The sequence below is a fragment of the Rhodopseudomonas sp. genome (assembly GCF_048594845.1).
Taxonomy (GTDB): domain Bacteria; phylum Pseudomonadota; class Alphaproteobacteria; order Rhizobiales; family Xanthobacteraceae; genus Rhodopseudomonas.
Map to the genome: position 1 here is coordinate 1 of NZ_JBMDXE010000309.1, position 15,922 is coordinate 15,922.

A 15,922-nucleotide genomic window follows, 5' to 3' on the forward strand; every position below is an offset into this window, starting at 1 on the left:
GGCGCCCGGCCCCGTGGGGGGGTGGGGTGGGGGGGGGGGGCCCACACCGGGTGCCTCACCTGGTGTAACCCCCCCCCCCGACCCTCCCCCGCAAGGGGGGAGGGAGAACGCTGTCGCCGAGTTTGCTCCATGCTCTCCCGCACCGCTGAAAACCTGTTCTGGCTCGCCCGCTACATCGAACGCGCGGAGTATCTGGCGCGGACGATCGAGGCGACGCTGCGTGTCACCGCTCTACCGAACACCTATGCGGGCCAGGGCAACGAGTGGGACTCGGCCCTGCTGACCGCCGGCGTCGCCGCCAGCTTCTACAATCACTACGAGGAAGCCAACGAGGTCAACGTCGTCGAATTCCTGTCGTTCGCCGCGACCAATCCGTCGTCGATCCGCAACTGCATCGAAGCAGCGCGGCTGAACGCACGCTCGGTGCGCACTGCGCTGACCGGCGAGATGTGGGCGACCATCAACAGCGCCTGGATCGAACTGCAGGAGACCTGGAGCAAAGGCGCCAAGACGCGGGAGCAGCTGTCCGGCTTCCTGCGCTTCGTGCAGGAAATCTCGCTGCGTTTCGACGGCTCGGCCTATCGGACCATGCTGCGCAACGACGCTTACTGGTTCTCGCGGCTCGGCGTGCATCTCGAGCGCGCCGACAACACCGCGCGGATCCTCGACGTCAAGTATCATTTGCTGCTGCCCGAAGAAGAGCACGTCGGCGGCCCGCTCGATTACTATCAGTGGTCGTCGATCCTGCGTTCGGTGTCGGCACAGACCGCCTATCACTGGGTGTATCGGCAGACGCTGAAACCGTGGCTGATCGCCGACTTGCTGATCCTCAACGACAGCCTGCCGCGCTCGCTGGCGTCCTGCTACGGCGATCTCGTCCGCAATCTCGACCAGATCGGCGTCGCCTATGGCCGGCAGGGCCCGGCACAGCGCCACGCCCGCGGCATCCGCAACCGGCTCGAGCATTCCGACATGGAGGACATCTTCCAGCGCGGCGTGCACGAATTCATCCAGGAGTTCCTGGCCGACAACAGCCGCCTCGGCGAGATCATCGCCAAGCAATATCTGATCTGACCGCAGACCCGGTCCGTTTTCCGCGGGCTGGTTCGTGCGTCACCGAAAAATGCGGGCAAACCGGCAATTCCGGCAGAGCTCCCCCTCTCGTAGCTGATATAGTCCGCGCGCTTTGCGCCGAGACGTTCCGGAATGCCGACCCATGCGCCTGCGAATTTCCCACACCACGACCTATCGCTACGAGCCCGCCGCCTCCGGGGTGATCCAGGTGCTGCGGATGACGCCCGGCAGCCATGACGGCCAATATGTCGCGGACTGGCAGATCGACGTGTCGTCGGATGCCAAGCTCGACATGCATCACGACGCCTTCGGCAACATCACCCACGTGCTGACGATCGGCACTACCGAGGACCTCACCATCACGGCGGAAGGGCTGATCGAGACCATCGACACTGGCGGGGTGATGCGCGGCACCGACGAGCGGTTTCCATCGCAGCTGTTTCTGCGCTCCACCGATCTGACAGAGCCGAGCCCGGCGATCGCCGCCTTCTCCCGCGAGGTCGGCGGAGGCGAAGGCGACGTCATCAGCTTCCTGCACGCGCTGATGATGCGGCTCAACGATTACATGACCTTCGACGACGACCCCACCCATTCCGGCACGACTGCGGCTGAAGCCTTCACGCTGCGCCGCGGCGTCTGCCAGGACTATGCGCATGTGTTCATCGCCTGCGCCCGCGCCGGCGGGGTGCCGGCCCGCTTCGTGTCCGGCCACTTCCTGCGCGCCGACGGCCAGGTGCACCAGCAGGCCGGCCACGCCTGGGCCGAAGCTTATGTGCCGGCGCTGGGCTGGGTCGGGTTCGACCCTGCCAACGGCATCTGTTCGACCGACGCCCACGCCCGCATCGCCATCGGCCTCGACTATCTCGGCGCCGCGCCGGTGCGCGGCACGCGCTATGGCGGCGGCGTCGAAACGCTGACCGTCGCCGTCAAGGTCGATCAGGCCGGCGGCCGGCATTCCCAATCGCAGTCACAGTCGCAATAGCGTCATCGGGCCGACACTTGCGGCTTTGCAAAGATCCGACCCGCAGGTTGCGCACAATTGCGGAGCGCGGGCGGTTTCCCCTGCGCGGCGAAATGCTCTAATCTTCCAGCACCGCCGCGGGCATCGACGCGCCGCCGGCTTCCCTCATCGACTGACGTGCCGAGGACGAGATGACTTACTGCTGCGGAGTGCTGGTCCAGGACGGCCTGGTGATGGTGGCCGACACGCGGACCAATGCCGGGCTCGACAACATCTCGACCTTCCGCAAGCTGCACGTCTTCAACAAGCCGGGCGACCGCATCATGGCGATCGCCAGCGCCGGCAATTTGTCGATCAGCCAGTCGGTCCTGTCGACGCTGACCGAAGGTCTCGAAAACCCGGAGACCGGCGAGCGCGATACGCTGCTCGGCGCGCCGACGATGTTTCAGGCGGCGCAGTGCATCGGCCGCGCCATTCGCCACGTCAACGCCACCGAGGCGCAGGCGCTGAAAGCTGAGGACATCAACTACGAAGTGTCGTTCCTGTTCGGCGGCCAGATCAAGGGCGAGCGGATGCGCCTGTTCATGATCTACCCGGCCGGCAATTTCATCGAATGCACCATCGACACGCCCTATCTGCAGATCGGCGAGCACAAATACGGCAAGCCGGTGCTCGACCGTGCGATTACTTATGACGTCGAGCTCTACGAGGCGCTGAAGACCAGCCTGATCTCGATGGATTCGACGATGCGCTCCAATCTCGGCGTGGGGCTACCGATCGACGTGCTGGTAGTCCGCACCGACGTCTGCGACGCCGACCTCAATCACCGCATCGAAGCCGGCGAGCCCTACTTCCACGACCTCCGCTCGCGCTGGTCCGCCGCGCTCCGCGCCGCCCACAAGAACATCCCGCGGCCGCCCTACAAAGACGTGAAGTAGTCCGCCGCGATGGCGCGCATTCGTTCTTGCAGAGTCAGCCCGGCGACTTTCGACGACGGACGCGTGTGCGCACACCCTCTCCCCGTCATTCCGGGGCGCGCGCAGCGCGAGCCCGGAATCCATAACCCCTGGACTCGCGACGGTACGACGGCCTCTCCCGCTGTGCTCACCATTGCGGGTCAGGGTTTATGGATTCTGGGCCTGCGCCCTGCGGGCGCATCCCGGAATGACGAACGTGGAGGCTGTGCTTCGCCCATCGCCGTAGCATTTTCATGACCATCGTTGACACCACCACCGCCCCCCTGCACTGGCGCCCGATGACCGCGATCGACCTCGCCGCGGTGAACGCCATCGCGGCCGCCGTGCATGTGGACTACCCGGAAGACGCCGCGGTGTTCGCCGAGCGGCTCGCGCTGCACCCGCAAGGTTGCCACGTGCTCGCCGAACGGGACGATGCCGGGATCATCGGCTACATCATCAGCCATCCCTGGCGCCTCGAAGAACCGCCAGCGCTCAACGCCCTGCTCCGCGCCATTCCCGCGCCGGCCTCGACCTACTACATCCACGACATCGCGCTGCTTCCGCAGGCGCGCGGCAGCGGCGCGACGGAGGCGGTGCTGACGACGCTGCTGCACCACGCCGAGACAATCGCTGACAACGTGTCGCTGGTTGCGGTTGGTGGAACGGTACCGTTCTGGCGCCGCCACAAGTTTGCCTCAAGAGATTCGACCGCCCTCGCCCGCAAGCTGGCGAGCTACGGCGAAGGCGTCAGCTACATGGTGCGACCTCTCGTCGGCGGCGATGCTGCGAGTGCCGGCAGCGTCATCGACTGATCGTCGCGGTCCGATCCAAAGCAGCGCCCGCGCTGAAGAGTCGCACGGCCCAGAACTACATCGCGGTTCCGAAGTTGTCGAAACGTTGCCATTGCGGCGGAAATCACTCGCCGCGGCGATTAACTCTGTCTGCTGTTCCTCCCGGGCCGAAATTCAAACCACAACACCTCGATGTTAGGTTGCCGATGGCAGCCACGGCGCGTCACGCGTGCGCCGAAGCCGCAAAGACGAAGGACGACAGATGACCAACAAGCCCGGCGCAGCGGGACCGCAGGGCGAACGCCTGGAGATCGTGCGGACCCCAGAGCGTCTGCAGCAGATCGGCCCCGCGTGGGAAGCGCTGTGGGAACAGTCAGGCGCCTTCGTGTTTCAAAGCCACGCCTGGATCTCGGCCTGGTGGCATGCGCTGCCCGACCAGCAGCGGCGCTCGCTGGTGATCGTACTCGCCTGGCGCGATGACACGCTCGGTGCGGTGATGCCGCTCGCGACCTGCAAGCTGCACGGCGTCCGCGTGCTCGAATGGGCGGCCAAGGATTATTCGGACTATTCCGACGTGCTGCTGCGTCCAGGCACCGATACGGCGCTGGTCGGGCGGATGTGGGCAACCGTCAATGCAGAAGGCGGTTTCGATGCCGCGTATCTCGGCCACCTGCTGCCGACGGCCGTCGCCACCGCTCTCACTCGTCGCACCGCCGGCGGCTTCGCGCTGCATCCGCACCATCGGCAGGCCAGCAGCCTGCGCGTTGTCGGCCCCTGGCCGAACGGCCAGGCGTGGTTCGACTCACAATCCGGCAATGCGCGGCGGAACTATCGGCGCTCGCTGAAAAACCTTTCCGAGGGGGCAAAGGTCGAATTCCGCCGGCTCGGACCTGGCGAGCAACTCGGGCCCGCCCTGCAGCGCTGCGCCGAACTGAAGCGCGCCTGGTGCAAACGCAACGGCCTGGTCGCGCCGCTGTTCGACGAAGGCTCGCTGATGCTGCCGGCGCTGGCGCAGGTGCTGGCAGACAAGCACCTGCTGCACGTGTTCGTACTGGAGCGCGACGGCGTGATCGTCGCCGTCACCATCAACTTCGTGCAGCACGACACGATGATGGCCTATGTCACGACCTACGACGCCACCTTCGAGCGCAGTTCGCCCGGCTACATCCTGCTGTTCGATTACATCCGCTGGGCGATCGATCACGGCGCCACCAGCATCGATTTCCTGTGCGGCGACGAGGACTACAAATATCGCTTCGCCAACCAGCAGGTGACCCTTGCGTCTTACGTCGGCGGCCGCACCTTGCTGGGCAAGGCTGCACTGCAATCGGACCGCGCCTGGCACGCCGTGCAGTCCTATCGCAACCGGACGAAAAGCCCGCCGAAGCCCGCCGCACCCGCGGACGATCGGCGCGCAGGCACCGACGCTGCCGCCGAACGCTGATCGCGTCGGCTTGTTGCAACGGCGGACAAGCTTTACGATCCTGCCAATCGCAACGACAGAACAGTTTCGGGGAGACGCCTATGTCCGCCACCAAGATCGCAATCGTCACCGGCGCAGGCACCGGCGTCGGCCGAGCCGCTTCGCTGGCTCTGATGCAGGGTGGATTCACCGTGGTGCTCGCCGGCCGCAGGCTTGAACTGCTCCAGGAGACCCAGAAGCTGGGCGAAGGCATCGGTCAGAGTCTGCCGGTGCAGGCTGACATGGCCGACCCCGCCTCGATCGCTGCGCTGTTCGACAAGACGGTTGCGACCTATGGCCGGCTCGATCTGCTCTTCAACAACGCCGGCATGGGCGCGCCTCCGGTGCCGTTCGAGGATCTGTCGCTGCAGCAGTGGCAAGCCGTGGTCGACACCAACCTCACCGCGCCATTCCTCTGCACGCAGCACGCCTTCCGCATCATGAAGGACCAAAACCCGCGCGGCGGCCGCATCATCAATAACGGCTCGATCTCGGCGCACGCGCCGCGCCCCTTCTCGTCCGCCTACACCTCGACCAAGCACGCCATCACCGGTCTGACCAAGGCCAGCAATCTCGACGGCCGCGCCTACGATATCGCAGTCGGACAGATCGACATCGGCAATGCGGCCACGCCGATGACCGACCGCATGGTGCAAGGCGTGCTGCAGCCCGACGGTCGCACCATGGCTGAGCCGCGGATGGACGCCAAGGCTGTCGGCGACGCCGTCGCCTACATGGCCGGCCTGCCGCTCGACGCCAACGTGCTGTTCATGACGGTGATGGCCACGAAGATGCCGTTCGTCGGCCGCGGCTAGCGCAGCGACCGCAGATGCCTTGATCACGCGGCATTCGCAAACCGGACTGGTATCAATCGATCAGCTCGCCCCGGTTTGTGCCGAGGGCGCGAATAATTCGAGTGCCCTGTGCCGCGTGTTGCGGATGATGAGCGCGTGTCATCCTCGGGAGGAGCATCATGAGCGGTTGCAACGAAGCCCACCACGCCAACCACGACCACAAGCACGGCCCGAGCTGCGGCCACATCGCCGTAAAGCACGAAGGCCATGTCGACTATCTGCACGATGGCCACCTGCACCACATGCACGGCGACCATGTCGATGAGCACGTCATCGCGGTCAATGGCACCAACCCGGCGCAGTGCACGCCTGACAACGTCTGCGCTGGCCACACGCATGGCCCGGGATGTGGACACGAAGCCGTGCCGCACGGCGATCACGTCGATTACCTGGTGAACGGGCGCCTGCATCATCCGCACGGCGGCCACTGCGACGACCACGGTCCGCTTGATCTCGCCTGAACTGCCGCTGCTTTCACCGCGTAGCGCGCCGCGGTCAGCCCAACCATCCGCGGCGCCACGGCTCCTTGCCCCCACGCACGATCGCGGCGCATGATCGCGCAATCAGTGTCTTCCAGCTCCCCAGAGATTAGTAATCGGCAAGCGCGCCGCGGGTAAGTCCGCGGCCGATAAGCCTGCCCGCAATCCGTCACGGGAAGCGTGCTCAGTTCGTTATTGGACTGCAGCGATCGAATTCGAGTCAAATCGACATTCGCCTGGAAGGAGAATTTCCTCACCGTCTACAACTCACAATTCCTGAGCGATCATTGATTTGATAAACTAATTGCGTTCGTGAATACTCATGGAGACTACCATGCAATTACTTTCCAATCGCAAGTCTGCATGCCTCGGACTCACCACCTTCACCACGATAGCCTTGCTCGCAGCGCCAGCGCTGGCCGGGGATCGGCTGAATCTGCGAGTCGGCGACGTCGTGCTGACGGAAAATGCCTCGACCGGCTACGTCTGGAAGTTCAACCCCGAAGCGAGCCACCACACGGAATTGTTCGGGGTCGCCGAGGGCGGCTATATTCCCGGAGACAAACCCGGCGCCCCCGGCAAGCATATCTTCAAGATCATGCCGACCGGCTCCGGCACTGCAATGGCCGTGTTCGACTATCTGAGGCCGTGGGAGCCGGGAGCTCCGGTCAACCGCTATGCGGTCCACATCAAGATCACTGCCGAGCGTAGCGGGAAGTAACCGCAGACGATCATTCGAGCCGGCGGAACAGGTGTCCGCGGCTTCTCCTCCGAGGCCCTCCAGGCCGCGACGACGCGGCCCGGCGGGCATCGGGGACGACGGCAGCAGTCTCGTCAACTGCGGGCTTTGCCCGTCGATGGGAGACAACAAAACACCAGCAGCGCTAAGCCTTCTCGTTCCCGGTGCGAATGAATCCTGCCACGGCGGCATCGCTGCGCAAGGCGGCGAGATCGTCCGGACCGGGCAGTTGCGGCCGGTCGCGCGCCGCATTCACCACGCAGAGGAAGCCAACGCAATCGCCGCGGTTGGCGCGGAATTGATGCCATGTCATCGGTGGAATGAAGACGAGATCGCTCGGCCCGACGTCGCTGATCGTCGCTCCGACGAGGCACTGCCCCTTCCCGCGATGGATCATCACCGCATGAACGTGGTCGTGTCGCTCCAGCGTCGAGTAACCGCCTTCGTCCACCTCGAAGTAACGCCATTCGCAGGCGAGGTTCGGATCGGCGAACAGAAGTTGCCGCGTCACGTCGCGAAACGGCGCGTCCGCGCTTTGTTTATAGGGCATGACCGGCACGCCAGCCCAACGGCCGGGCGACGTCTGAGCGCGTACGCCAGGACGCTCGCCGGACACGTCGACGGACTGCGAGGCCGTTTGATCATTTGCCATGTTGTGCAACCTCCGCTGTGAACAGCGCCGCTTGCTCGGTCAGCCGATCGCCCGCGGCGAGCAGGCTGCCGCCGATCAGCAGCATCACGTCCTGACCATAGAACGACAACAACTCCGCGACGCGGTCGATCGTGACGCCGCCTGCCGGCACCGGCAGGCACGGCTTCATGCCATCCCAGGACTGCCGCGCCGCCTCGGCCAACGCGCGGCAGGTTTCGGGCGTGTAAGCGAAACGGCCGCCGGCATGCGGGAACACCGTGGCGTCGGCGCCGAGCAGCCGGAACAGCTTGCCGAGCAACAGCGGCGGCGCGATCCGCGCCGCGCCGGACATCGCCGGATGCGCCAGCACCACCACCCCCTCGGCTTCGCGGACCAGCGTATGAAAGTTGGCGAGCCCGACGATCATCGGGATCAGCATCAGCGCCTCGATGCCCTCGCCGCGCAGCAGGTCGAGCTGTCGCCGCATGTCGTCGAGCGAGCCGGAAACATGTGGTGCATACAGCGTCCGCCCGCCGGTCGCCGCGTTGGCCTCGTGCACCGCGCGGCCGACCGCACGAATCCGTTCGCCGAACGGGCTGTAAGCCTGATCGGTGATACCATGATCGTCCTTGATCAAGTCGACGCCGCCGCGCGCCAGCCGACTCGCGATCACGGCCAGCGCTGCGGGGGACAGCCCCTGCGGCTTCAGCGCCGACGCGGTCAGCGCCCGGCCGTGCACGCCAGTCCGATCCCGAATCCCGGTGATGCCGAGCCGTGGCCCGCCGAAGGCCTCGCCGTAGGATGCCGGCAGTTCGACATCGGCAAGCACAACGTCCGGCTGGATCGAGGCGTTGCCGAACAGCATGTTGAGCAGTTGCCCCGGCTCCGGCGGCGCGGTGGCCGCCGCCAGCGCAATTCGTACCGCATAGCGGCCCTCGGCGATCTCCTCGATCAGCGCGACCCGTCCCAGAATGGCGTCGCGCACCCATGGATCACCGATCGCGTCGAGCGGGCATTCGACGCTCTGCTCGATCGCCAGCGACAGCGCGCGCTCTGAGATCCGTGCCGCGTCGCTGGTCACGTGATAGGTCGCGATGATGTGCCGGTCCGTCATCCGCCAGTGCCGTTCGCCGGCGCCCCCTGCGCCGCCACGGCCTGTGTAGCACAACCGTCATGTCAGCGCGGTGATGGCCGCCTACTCGAGCCGCTCGATTTTGCGCAGCGACGGAAACAGCTTCATCCACAGCAGCGCCACCGCCACGGTCCCGACGCCGCCGAGCACCGCCGCCGGCATCGCGCCGAACAACGCCGCGGTGACGCCGCTCTCGAATTGGCCGAGCTGGTTGGAGGCGTTGATGAACAGGAAGTTCACAGCGCCGACGCGCCCCCGCATGTTGTCAGGCGTGGCGAGCTGCACCAGCGAGAACCGGATCACGACGCTGACGGTGTCGGCGGCCCCCATGATCACCAGCGCCAGCACCGAGAGCCACAGCCACCACGACAGCGCGAACACGATGGTGGCGACGCCGAACACGATGACGGCCTGGAACATCCGCATGCCGACCTGGCTGGTGATGGCGTGGCGCGCGAGAACGATGGTCATCGCCAGCGCGCCGATCGCCGGCGCGGCGCGCAGCACGCCCAGGCCCCACGGCCCGGTATGCAGTATGTCGCGCGCATAGATCGGCAGCAATGCGGTGGCGCCGCCAAGCAGCACTGCGAACAGATCGAGCGAGATGGTGCCCAGGATCGCCGGGTTGGATCGGACGAAGCGCAGGCCGGAATAGAGATCGTCGACTTCCGCCGTGACCTCTTTCGGCGCCGCGCGCGCCACCTCGACCAGCGGCATCAACAGACTGCCGACGATCCAGAACGCCGCCATGATGGCGTAGGGCAGCGTCGGCGACACCGCATAGGCGAAGCCGCCGATCGCCGGGCCGGTGATCATTGCCAGTTGCGCGACGCCGGTCGACGTCGCGGTCGCGCGCTGCAGAGTGCCTTCCGGCACAACCGACGGCAGCAGCGCCGCCACCGCCGGGCTCTCGAACGAAGTGGCGATGCCGACCACCGTCATCGCCACGAAGATCTGCGTCACCGTCAGCCAACCACCGAACGTGCCGGCGGCGAGGAACAGCGCGGTCAATCCCTCGACGATCTGGCAGAGCTGCACCACGCGCTTGCGATCGAAATGATCGACCGCGTGGCCGGCGACGAACACCAGAACGGCCGTGGGGATGAATTGCACCAGCCCGATCATGCCGAGCGCGAAGGCGCTCGACGTCATGTCATAGACCTGCCAGCCGACTGCGACGGCGGCGATCTGGCTGGCGAAGCGGGAAAAGGTCCGCGCCCCGAGATACAGCATCAGCGGGCGATGCCGCAGCAGCGAGTCGGACGCGGCGAACGTTGTCATGAAATCGCGCAACCGGCGAATGCGCGGCACCGAGGCTGGATCATTAGCAGTACCATGTGAGGAGTGGATGACCTGCGGCGCGACGAGCGTCAAGCCGGACTCGGGCACGCCTGCCCCGCTCCGAACGCGCACCGCAAGCCCGCCCGCGTGCACACAAAGTCGGAGATGATCTGCCTCGCATCGGTGCTGGTCAGCGCGCGCCGCATCGGCATAATGGCGCGGGGGACTAATGCTACAACTGCAATCCGGATTTGGAATTTTCGCGCTGCTGATGCTCGCCTGGGCGTTCGGCGAACACCGCGACCGCGTCTCGCTGCGGCAGATCGTGATCGGCCTCGCCGTGACGCTCGTCACGGCGGGTCTGATGCTGAAGCTGCCCGGGACGGCGCACGCCTTCGGCGTGATCAACGAGGCGGTCGGGGTCATCGGGGCAGCGACGCGGGCCGGCACGTCCTTCGCATTCGGCTATCTCGGCGGCGCGCAGGCGCCGTTCGACATCAAGGCACCGGGCGCGGATTTCATCCTCGCGTTCCAGGCGCTGCCGGTCGTGCTGGTGATGAGCGTACTCACCACCCTGCTGTTCTACTGGCGTATCCTGCCGCCGATCGTGCACGGCATGGCGTGGCTTCTGGAGCGCACGCTCGGCGTCGGCGGCGCGGTCGGCCTCTCCACCGCTGCGAACGTGTTTCTCGGCATGGTCGAGGCGCCATTGTTTATCCGGCCCTATCTGGCGCAGCTCACCCGCAGCGAGCTGTTTCTGGTGATGACCGGAGGCATGGCCGGCATCGCCGGCACCGTGCTGGTGCTTTACGCCACCCTGCTGGCGCCGATCCTGCCGGACGCGGCGGCGCATTTCGTCATCGCGTCGGTGCTCGGCGCACCGGCCGCGATCCTGGTCAGCCTGATCATGGTGCCGGAGACCGAGCCCCGCCGCACCGGCGGCACGCTCGACGATCCGCAGCGGATCGCCGTCAGCACCATGGATGCGATCGTCAAGGGCACCGCCGCCGGGCTCGAACTGCTGCTCAACATCGTGGCGATGCTGATCGTGCTGGTGGCGCTGGTCTATCTCGCCAACGCCCTGCTCGGCGTGCTGCCGCATATCGGCGGCGAAGCGATCTCGCTGCAGCGGATGCTCGGCTATGCGATGGCGCCGGTGTGCTGGCTGCTCGGCCTGCCGTGGCAGCAGGCCGTCACTGCCGGCTCGCTGATGGGCGTCAAGACCGTGCTCAACGAGCTGATCGCCTATGTCGAGCTGTCGAAGCTGCCGTCCGATGCGCTCGATCCACGCTCGAAGCTGATCATGTTGTACGCGATGTGCGGGTTTGCCAATTTCGGCAGCCTCGGCATCATGCTGGGCGGCCTCACCGCCATGGCGCCGCAACGCCGCGAGGAGATCGCCGCGCTCGGCCTGCGCTCGACCGTGTCGGGCACGCTGACCACCTGCCTGATGGGCGCGGTGGTCGGGGTGATGACCTAACCGGACCTTCCCGCCGGGTGCGGGCAGCGACGTGACAGGCGTCACGACAGAAACATCCGGACATCCAGCCGAACAGATCCCGCGGCATGATGATGACCATGACATGAATTATCACAAACTGAATCGCCCCCAGCGCAAGTGATCGACGCGCGAGCGGTTGGCTTTTGCACCATGCCCCGCTAAGAAGCGCCGGGCTCAACAGAGACTTCTCAAGTGGCGACGATCAGCGGCGCGGTGCGGGCATCGCCTTTGCGGAATTCCCTGCGAGATCAGGCGCTACCCTTGACGCCGCTCGCCCTGCTTGCTGCGGTCGGCGTCTGGGCGCTTGGCGCCGCTATCGCCTTCCGCTCGGCGCTGCTCTCCGGCTTCGAAGTCGTGTTCGGCAACAACGGCGATGGACGGCTGATCGTCTATCTGCACGAGCATCTCTACGAGGCCTTGCGCGGCCACGCCGAATTTCTGTCGCCGTCCTTCTTCTATCCGCAGAAGGAAATACTCGGCTACACCGACGCCTTCGTGCTCGATACCCTGCCCTATGCGGCACTGCGCAGCCTCGGCATTGATCCGTTTCTCGCCCTTCAACTCGTGGCGATTGCGCTGTCATTCTGCTGCTTCGCTTCGGTCACGATCATCGGCCGGCGCTACCTCAGGCTGCACCCCGCGCTCGCGATCTGCGCCGGCCTGCTGATCACCTTTCCGAACAACCTGATGTTCAAGACGGCCAACGCGCATCCGAATTTCTTCGCGTTGTACTACGTCCCGATCATCGTGCTGCTGGCGCTGTGGGCCGTCGAGGATTTTCCGAGGCCGACGCGATGGTCGCAGCTCCGCGCCGCCTGCTGCGGCCTGCTGTATGGCTTGCTGTTCTCGACCTCGTTCTACGTAGCCTGGCTGTTCGCCATCACGCTGGTGATCGCCATCGGCGCGTTGATTGTTCTGCTTCCTCGGCAGTGCCTCGGCTTCGTCCGCGGCCATATCGCTGCATTGGGTAGGCTGTGCCTTCCCGCCCTGCTCGGCCTGATCATTGGCCTTGTGCCGGTGTGGCTGATCTATCAGCCGGTGCTGCGCGCCACGGCGGGGCGATCATTCCGCGACTATCTCGGCTTCGCGCCGTTTCCGAAAGACCTCCCCAATGTCGGCGATCAGAACCTGCTGTGGGGCTGGCTGATCGACGGCGTCGGCCTGCCATCAGTCGGCGATCACATGCTGTCGGTGACGCCGGGCATGACGCTGATCACCCTGCTGCTGCTGTATTGGGCCAACAAGAATCGCGAAAGCAGCGACCGCCCCTGGCCAGTCGTGTATGGCCTCGTCTGTGCGACGGTGTGGGCCCTGTCGTGGCTGCTGACGTTCCGGATCGGCACCTTCAGTCCGTTCTGGCTGCTCTTTCATTCGGTGCCCGGCGCCGCGGCGATCCGCGTTGGCGGCCGGATCCAGCTTCTCACCAATCTGTGGGTAGTGACGGGACTCGCTGTCCTGCTGCAGCACGCATGGCCGGCTGCCTGGTCGCAGCGCGCCGGCGCACGGCTCGCCGTGACTTCGCTGATCATGGCGTTCTGTCTGCTCGAACAGGTCAACCTGCGCGACGGCTCGCTGCCGCGCCGCTCGGAGATGGAACGGTTGGCCGCGGTGCCGCCGCCACCGGCGCGATGCGAGGCTTTCCTGGTCGACGCCCGAGACGATCAGGGCTACGGCGTTCGCGAATTCGATGCGATGTGGATTTCGATCAGGTTTGGGCTGCCGACCATCAACGGCAATTCCGGCTGGTCGCCGCCCGGCTGGCAGCTTGCCGACCCCGACATCGACTATGATGATGCCGCCCGACGCTGGATCGAGCAGACCCATCTAACCAAGCACGTCTGCCGCTACCAGCGTGACGCCCGCGCCTGGTCAGACTTCGAACCGCAGCTGCAGACGCCATCTTCCATGCCGCCCGCCCTGCAGCCCACGGCGGACGCGGCCCGGGACGCCAAATGACGCGAGGATAAGTGGTCCGCTGTCGCGTCCGGTCTCCCCGCCCTCAACCGGCGGCATCATCGGTTGCTTGACCGCTTGGACGCCGACAGGTCGACAGCGATCTTCCTCGACCACTCTCCGTCACGCCTTCGCTCTCGAGCCATCTGCGTGACGGAGCGATTCCCGGCGCCTTAGTGCAGCCGAAACACGCCGTCGACCGCGCGCAGTTCGGCCGGCTTGATCAACTTGGAATGCGCGACTGTGACCGAGAAAAGCGGCCCTTCCAGCTCCTTCTCCCAAAACGACAGGAAGTCCTTCAGGGCGGGAAAGTGCGGAAACAGGTCGTAGTTCTGCCACGTGTAGCTCTGCAGCAGCCAATGGCGGTCGGGCCGGCGGTATAAAATTTCCGCCGTGGTCAGACCGTAGCCGAGCACCTGTTTCCTGAAGTCCTCAGAAACTGCACCTTTTCCGTCCATGCCAACCTCCTGGAGTAGAGCACATTCAGCAAAAGTGGTGTCCGGTCTGCGTGTCGATGTGCCCTACAGCTTTCCTAGCGGCCCTGCCCGGTCCGGATGCCCCACTTGCCCGGCCAAGGCTGCGTTCAATTGTGACGCGACGATGCAAGTCATCTCAAGCCTAAAAGTTTAACGTTATGTTGAAAACATCAGCGTTAGCAGCGACTTAGATCAAGTGCTAACAGGCCGTAGGCGACGTTGCAGAGGCCCATGGGGGCAGCCGCGTTAAAGCTGGTTTGCGGAACTGGCAGAAGTTTCACCCGAGTGCCAATTTTTCTGCTACCCACCCTTGTCTCTCCGAAACCGCTGGATTATCTCCTGAGCGTCGCGCTGGCACTCGTCGGGCGCGATTGCTAATTCCAGTAATTCTGAAACAGCTTCAGAAACTTAGGAGGACTTGCATGAATTTCCGTCCGCTTCACGACCGCGTCGTGGTCAAGCGCATCGACGCCGAAGAGAAGACCGCTGGCGGTATCATCATTCCTGACTCGGCCAAGGAAAAGCCCTCGCAGGGCGAGATCGTCGCCGTCGGCCCGGGTGGCCGCGACGAAGCCGGCAAGCTGATCCCGATCGACCTCAAGGTCGGCGACCGGGTGCTGTTCGGCAAGTGGTCGGGCACCGAAGTCAAGATCGACGGCAAAGAGCTGCTGATCATGAAGGAAAGCGACATCATGGGCGTCATCACCGACGCCGGCGCCAAGAAGAAGGCGGCCTGAGCCTTTGGAGGTCCCTCACCCTGAGGAGCGCCTGCAAGGCGCGTCTCGAAGGGTGAGCTCCACAAGCTGACACCGCTCATCCTTCGAGACGCGGACCTGCGGTCCGCTCCTCAGGATGAGGTCGAAACGATCCAACCCAAGGGAAACCTCTTATGTCCGCTAAAGAAGTCAAATTCGGCGTCGACGCCCGCGACCGCATGCTGCGCGGCGTGGACATTCTCGCCAATGCCGTGAAGGTCACGCTGGGTCCGAAGGGCCGCAACGTCGTCCTCGACAAGTCGTTCGGCGCGCCGCGCATCACCAAGGACGGCGTCACCGTCGCCAAGGATATCGAACTCGACGACAAGTTCGAGAACATGGGCGCCCAGATGGTGCGCGAAGTCGCCTCGAAGTCGGCCGACGCGGCCGGTGACGGCACCACCACCGCGACCGTGCTGGCCCAGGCGATCGTGCGCGAAGGCGCCAAGGCCGTCGCCGCCGGCATGAACCCGATGGATCTGAAGCGCGGTATCGACCTGGCGGTGGAAGCCGTCGTCGCCGACCTCGTCAAGAACTCCAAGAAGGTCACCTCGAACGACGAGATCGCCCAGGTCGGCACCATCTCGGCCAACGGCGACTCGGAGATCGGCAAGTTCCTCGCCGACGCGATGAAGAAGGTCGGCAACGAGGGTGTCATCACCGTCGAGGAAGCCAAGTCGCTCGAGACCGAACTCGACGTCGTCGAGGGCATGCAGTTCGACCGCGGCTACATCTCGCCCTACTTCGTCACCAACGCCGACAAGATGCGCGTTGAAATGGATGACGCCTACATCCTGATCAACGAGAAGAAGCTGTCGTCGCTGAACGAGCTGCTGCCGCTGCTCGAAGCCGTCGTGCAGACCGGCAAGCCGCT

16 protein-coding genes are annotated in these 15,922 nt (G+C 65.2%); 12 read left to right on the plus strand and 4 right to left on the minus strand.

Annotated features, from left to right (window positions below):
- Positions 1-129 precede the first annotated feature (129 nt).
- The 8 genes from ACOJTD_RS20475 (at position 130) to ACOJTD_RS20510 (ending at position 7,301) form a co-directional block, all read left to right on the plus strand.
- Positions 130-1,074 carry an alpha-E domain-containing protein gene (locus ACOJTD_RS20475; protein WP_420134702.1) on the plus strand — a complete coding sequence of 315 codons (945 nt, stop codon included), beginning with the start codon at positions 130-132 and terminating at the stop codon, positions 1,072-1,074.
- A gap of 142 nt (positions 1,075-1,216) precedes the next feature.
- Entirely contained in the window at positions 1,217-2,056 is an 840-nt protein-coding gene (locus ACOJTD_RS20480) for a transglutaminase family protein (RefSeq protein WP_420134703.1), read from the plus strand.
- A 170-nt stretch (positions 2,057-2,226) separates the two neighbouring features.
- On the plus strand, positions 2,227-2,973 hold the full coding sequence (locus ACOJTD_RS20485) for a peptidase (RefSeq protein WP_420134704.1): 747 nt from the start codon (positions 2,227-2,229) through the stop codon (positions 2,971-2,973).
- A 272-nt stretch (positions 2,974-3,245) separates the two neighbouring features.
- Positions 3,246-3,806: a GNAT family N-acetyltransferase gene (locus ACOJTD_RS20490; RefSeq protein ID WP_420134705.1), complete on the plus strand. Its 561-nt coding sequence runs from the start codon at positions 3,246-3,248 to the stop codon at positions 3,804-3,806.
- Between the two features lie 241 nt (positions 3,807-4,047).
- Positions 4,048-5,229, plus strand: a complete 1,182-nt coding sequence (locus ACOJTD_RS20495; RefSeq protein WP_420134706.1) for a GNAT family N-acetyltransferase — start codon at positions 4,048-4,050, stop codon at positions 5,227-5,229.
- Between the two features lie 80 nt (positions 5,230-5,309).
- The gene (locus tag ACOJTD_RS20500) at positions 5,310-6,062 is read left to right on the plus strand and encodes an SDR family oxidoreductase (RefSeq protein ID WP_420134707.1); all 753 of its coding nucleotides are present in this window, start codon (positions 5,310-5,312) and stop codon (positions 6,060-6,062) included.
- 158 nt (positions 6,063-6,220) lie between these two features.
- A complete protein-coding gene (locus tag ACOJTD_RS20505; protein ID WP_420134708.1) occupies positions 6,221-6,562 on the plus strand; it encodes a hypothetical protein in 342 nt (113 codons plus the stop codon).
- Between the two features lie 352 nt (positions 6,563-6,914).
- The gene (locus ACOJTD_RS20510; protein ID WP_420134709.1) at positions 6,915-7,301 is read left to right on the plus strand and encodes a protease inhibitor I42 family protein; all 387 of its coding nucleotides are present in this window, start codon (positions 6,915-6,917) and stop codon (positions 7,299-7,301) included.
- Positions 7,302-7,464: 163 nt separating this feature from the next.
- Here the strand turns inward: ACOJTD_RS20510 and ACOJTD_RS20515 are convergent, their stop codons facing one another.
- The 3 genes from ACOJTD_RS20515 to ACOJTD_RS20525 all read right to left on the minus strand — a co-directional run bounded on the left by ACOJTD_RS20515 (position 7,465) and on the right by ACOJTD_RS20525 (position 10,363).
- Complete coding sequence (locus ACOJTD_RS20515) at positions 7,465-7,971, minus strand: cupin domain-containing protein (RefSeq protein ID WP_420134710.1); 507 nt, start codon at positions 7,969-7,971, stop codon at positions 7,465-7,467.
- A complete protein-coding gene (locus ACOJTD_RS20520) occupies positions 7,961-9,064 on the minus strand; it encodes a RuBisCO large subunit C-terminal-like domain-containing protein (RefSeq protein ID WP_420134711.1) in 1,104 nt (367 codons plus the stop codon). Before ACOJTD_RS20520 ends, ACOJTD_RS20515 begins: the two co-directional genes overlap by 11 nt.
- Before the next feature lie 81 nt (positions 9,065-9,145).
- The gene (locus ACOJTD_RS20525) at positions 9,146-10,363 is read right to left on the minus strand and encodes an MFS transporter (RefSeq protein ID WP_420134712.1); all 1,218 of its coding nucleotides are present in this window, start codon (positions 10,361-10,363) and stop codon (positions 9,146-9,148) included.
- 229 nt (positions 10,364-10,592) lie between these two features.
- On the opposite strand from ACOJTD_RS20525, the gene ACOJTD_RS20530 reads away from it, so the two are divergent.
- Positions 10,593-11,843: a NupC/NupG family nucleoside CNT transporter gene (locus tag ACOJTD_RS20530; protein WP_420134713.1), complete on the plus strand. Its 1,251-nt coding sequence runs from the start codon at positions 10,593-10,595 to the stop codon at positions 11,841-11,843.
- Between the two features lie 282 nt (positions 11,844-12,125).
- The gene (locus tag ACOJTD_RS20535; protein WP_420134714.1) at positions 12,126-13,820 is read left to right on the plus strand and encodes a hypothetical protein; all 1,695 of its coding nucleotides are present in this window, start codon (positions 12,126-12,128) and stop codon (positions 13,818-13,820) included.
- Positions 13,821-13,990: 170 nt separating this feature from the next.
- On the opposite strand, the gene ACOJTD_RS20540 is transcribed toward ACOJTD_RS20535, so the two are convergent.
- Complete coding sequence (locus tag ACOJTD_RS20540) at positions 13,991-14,275, minus strand: usg protein (RefSeq protein ID WP_420134715.1); 285 nt, start codon at positions 14,273-14,275, stop codon at positions 13,991-13,993.
- A 440-nt stretch (positions 14,276-14,715) separates the two neighbouring features.
- On the opposite strand from ACOJTD_RS20540, the gene ACOJTD_RS20545 reads away from it, so the two are divergent.
- Both ACOJTD_RS20545 and groEL read left to right on the plus strand, forming a co-directional pair.
- The gene (locus tag ACOJTD_RS20545) at positions 14,716-15,030 is read left to right on the plus strand and encodes a co-chaperone GroES (RefSeq protein WP_054165250.1); all 315 of its coding nucleotides are present in this window, start codon (positions 14,716-14,718) and stop codon (positions 15,028-15,030) included.
- 152 nt (positions 15,031-15,182) lie between these two features.
- Positions 15,183-15,922 (plus strand): chaperonin GroEL (groEL, locus tag ACOJTD_RS20550; protein ID WP_420134716.1); only part of this gene is annotated, 740 nt, incomplete at its 3' end.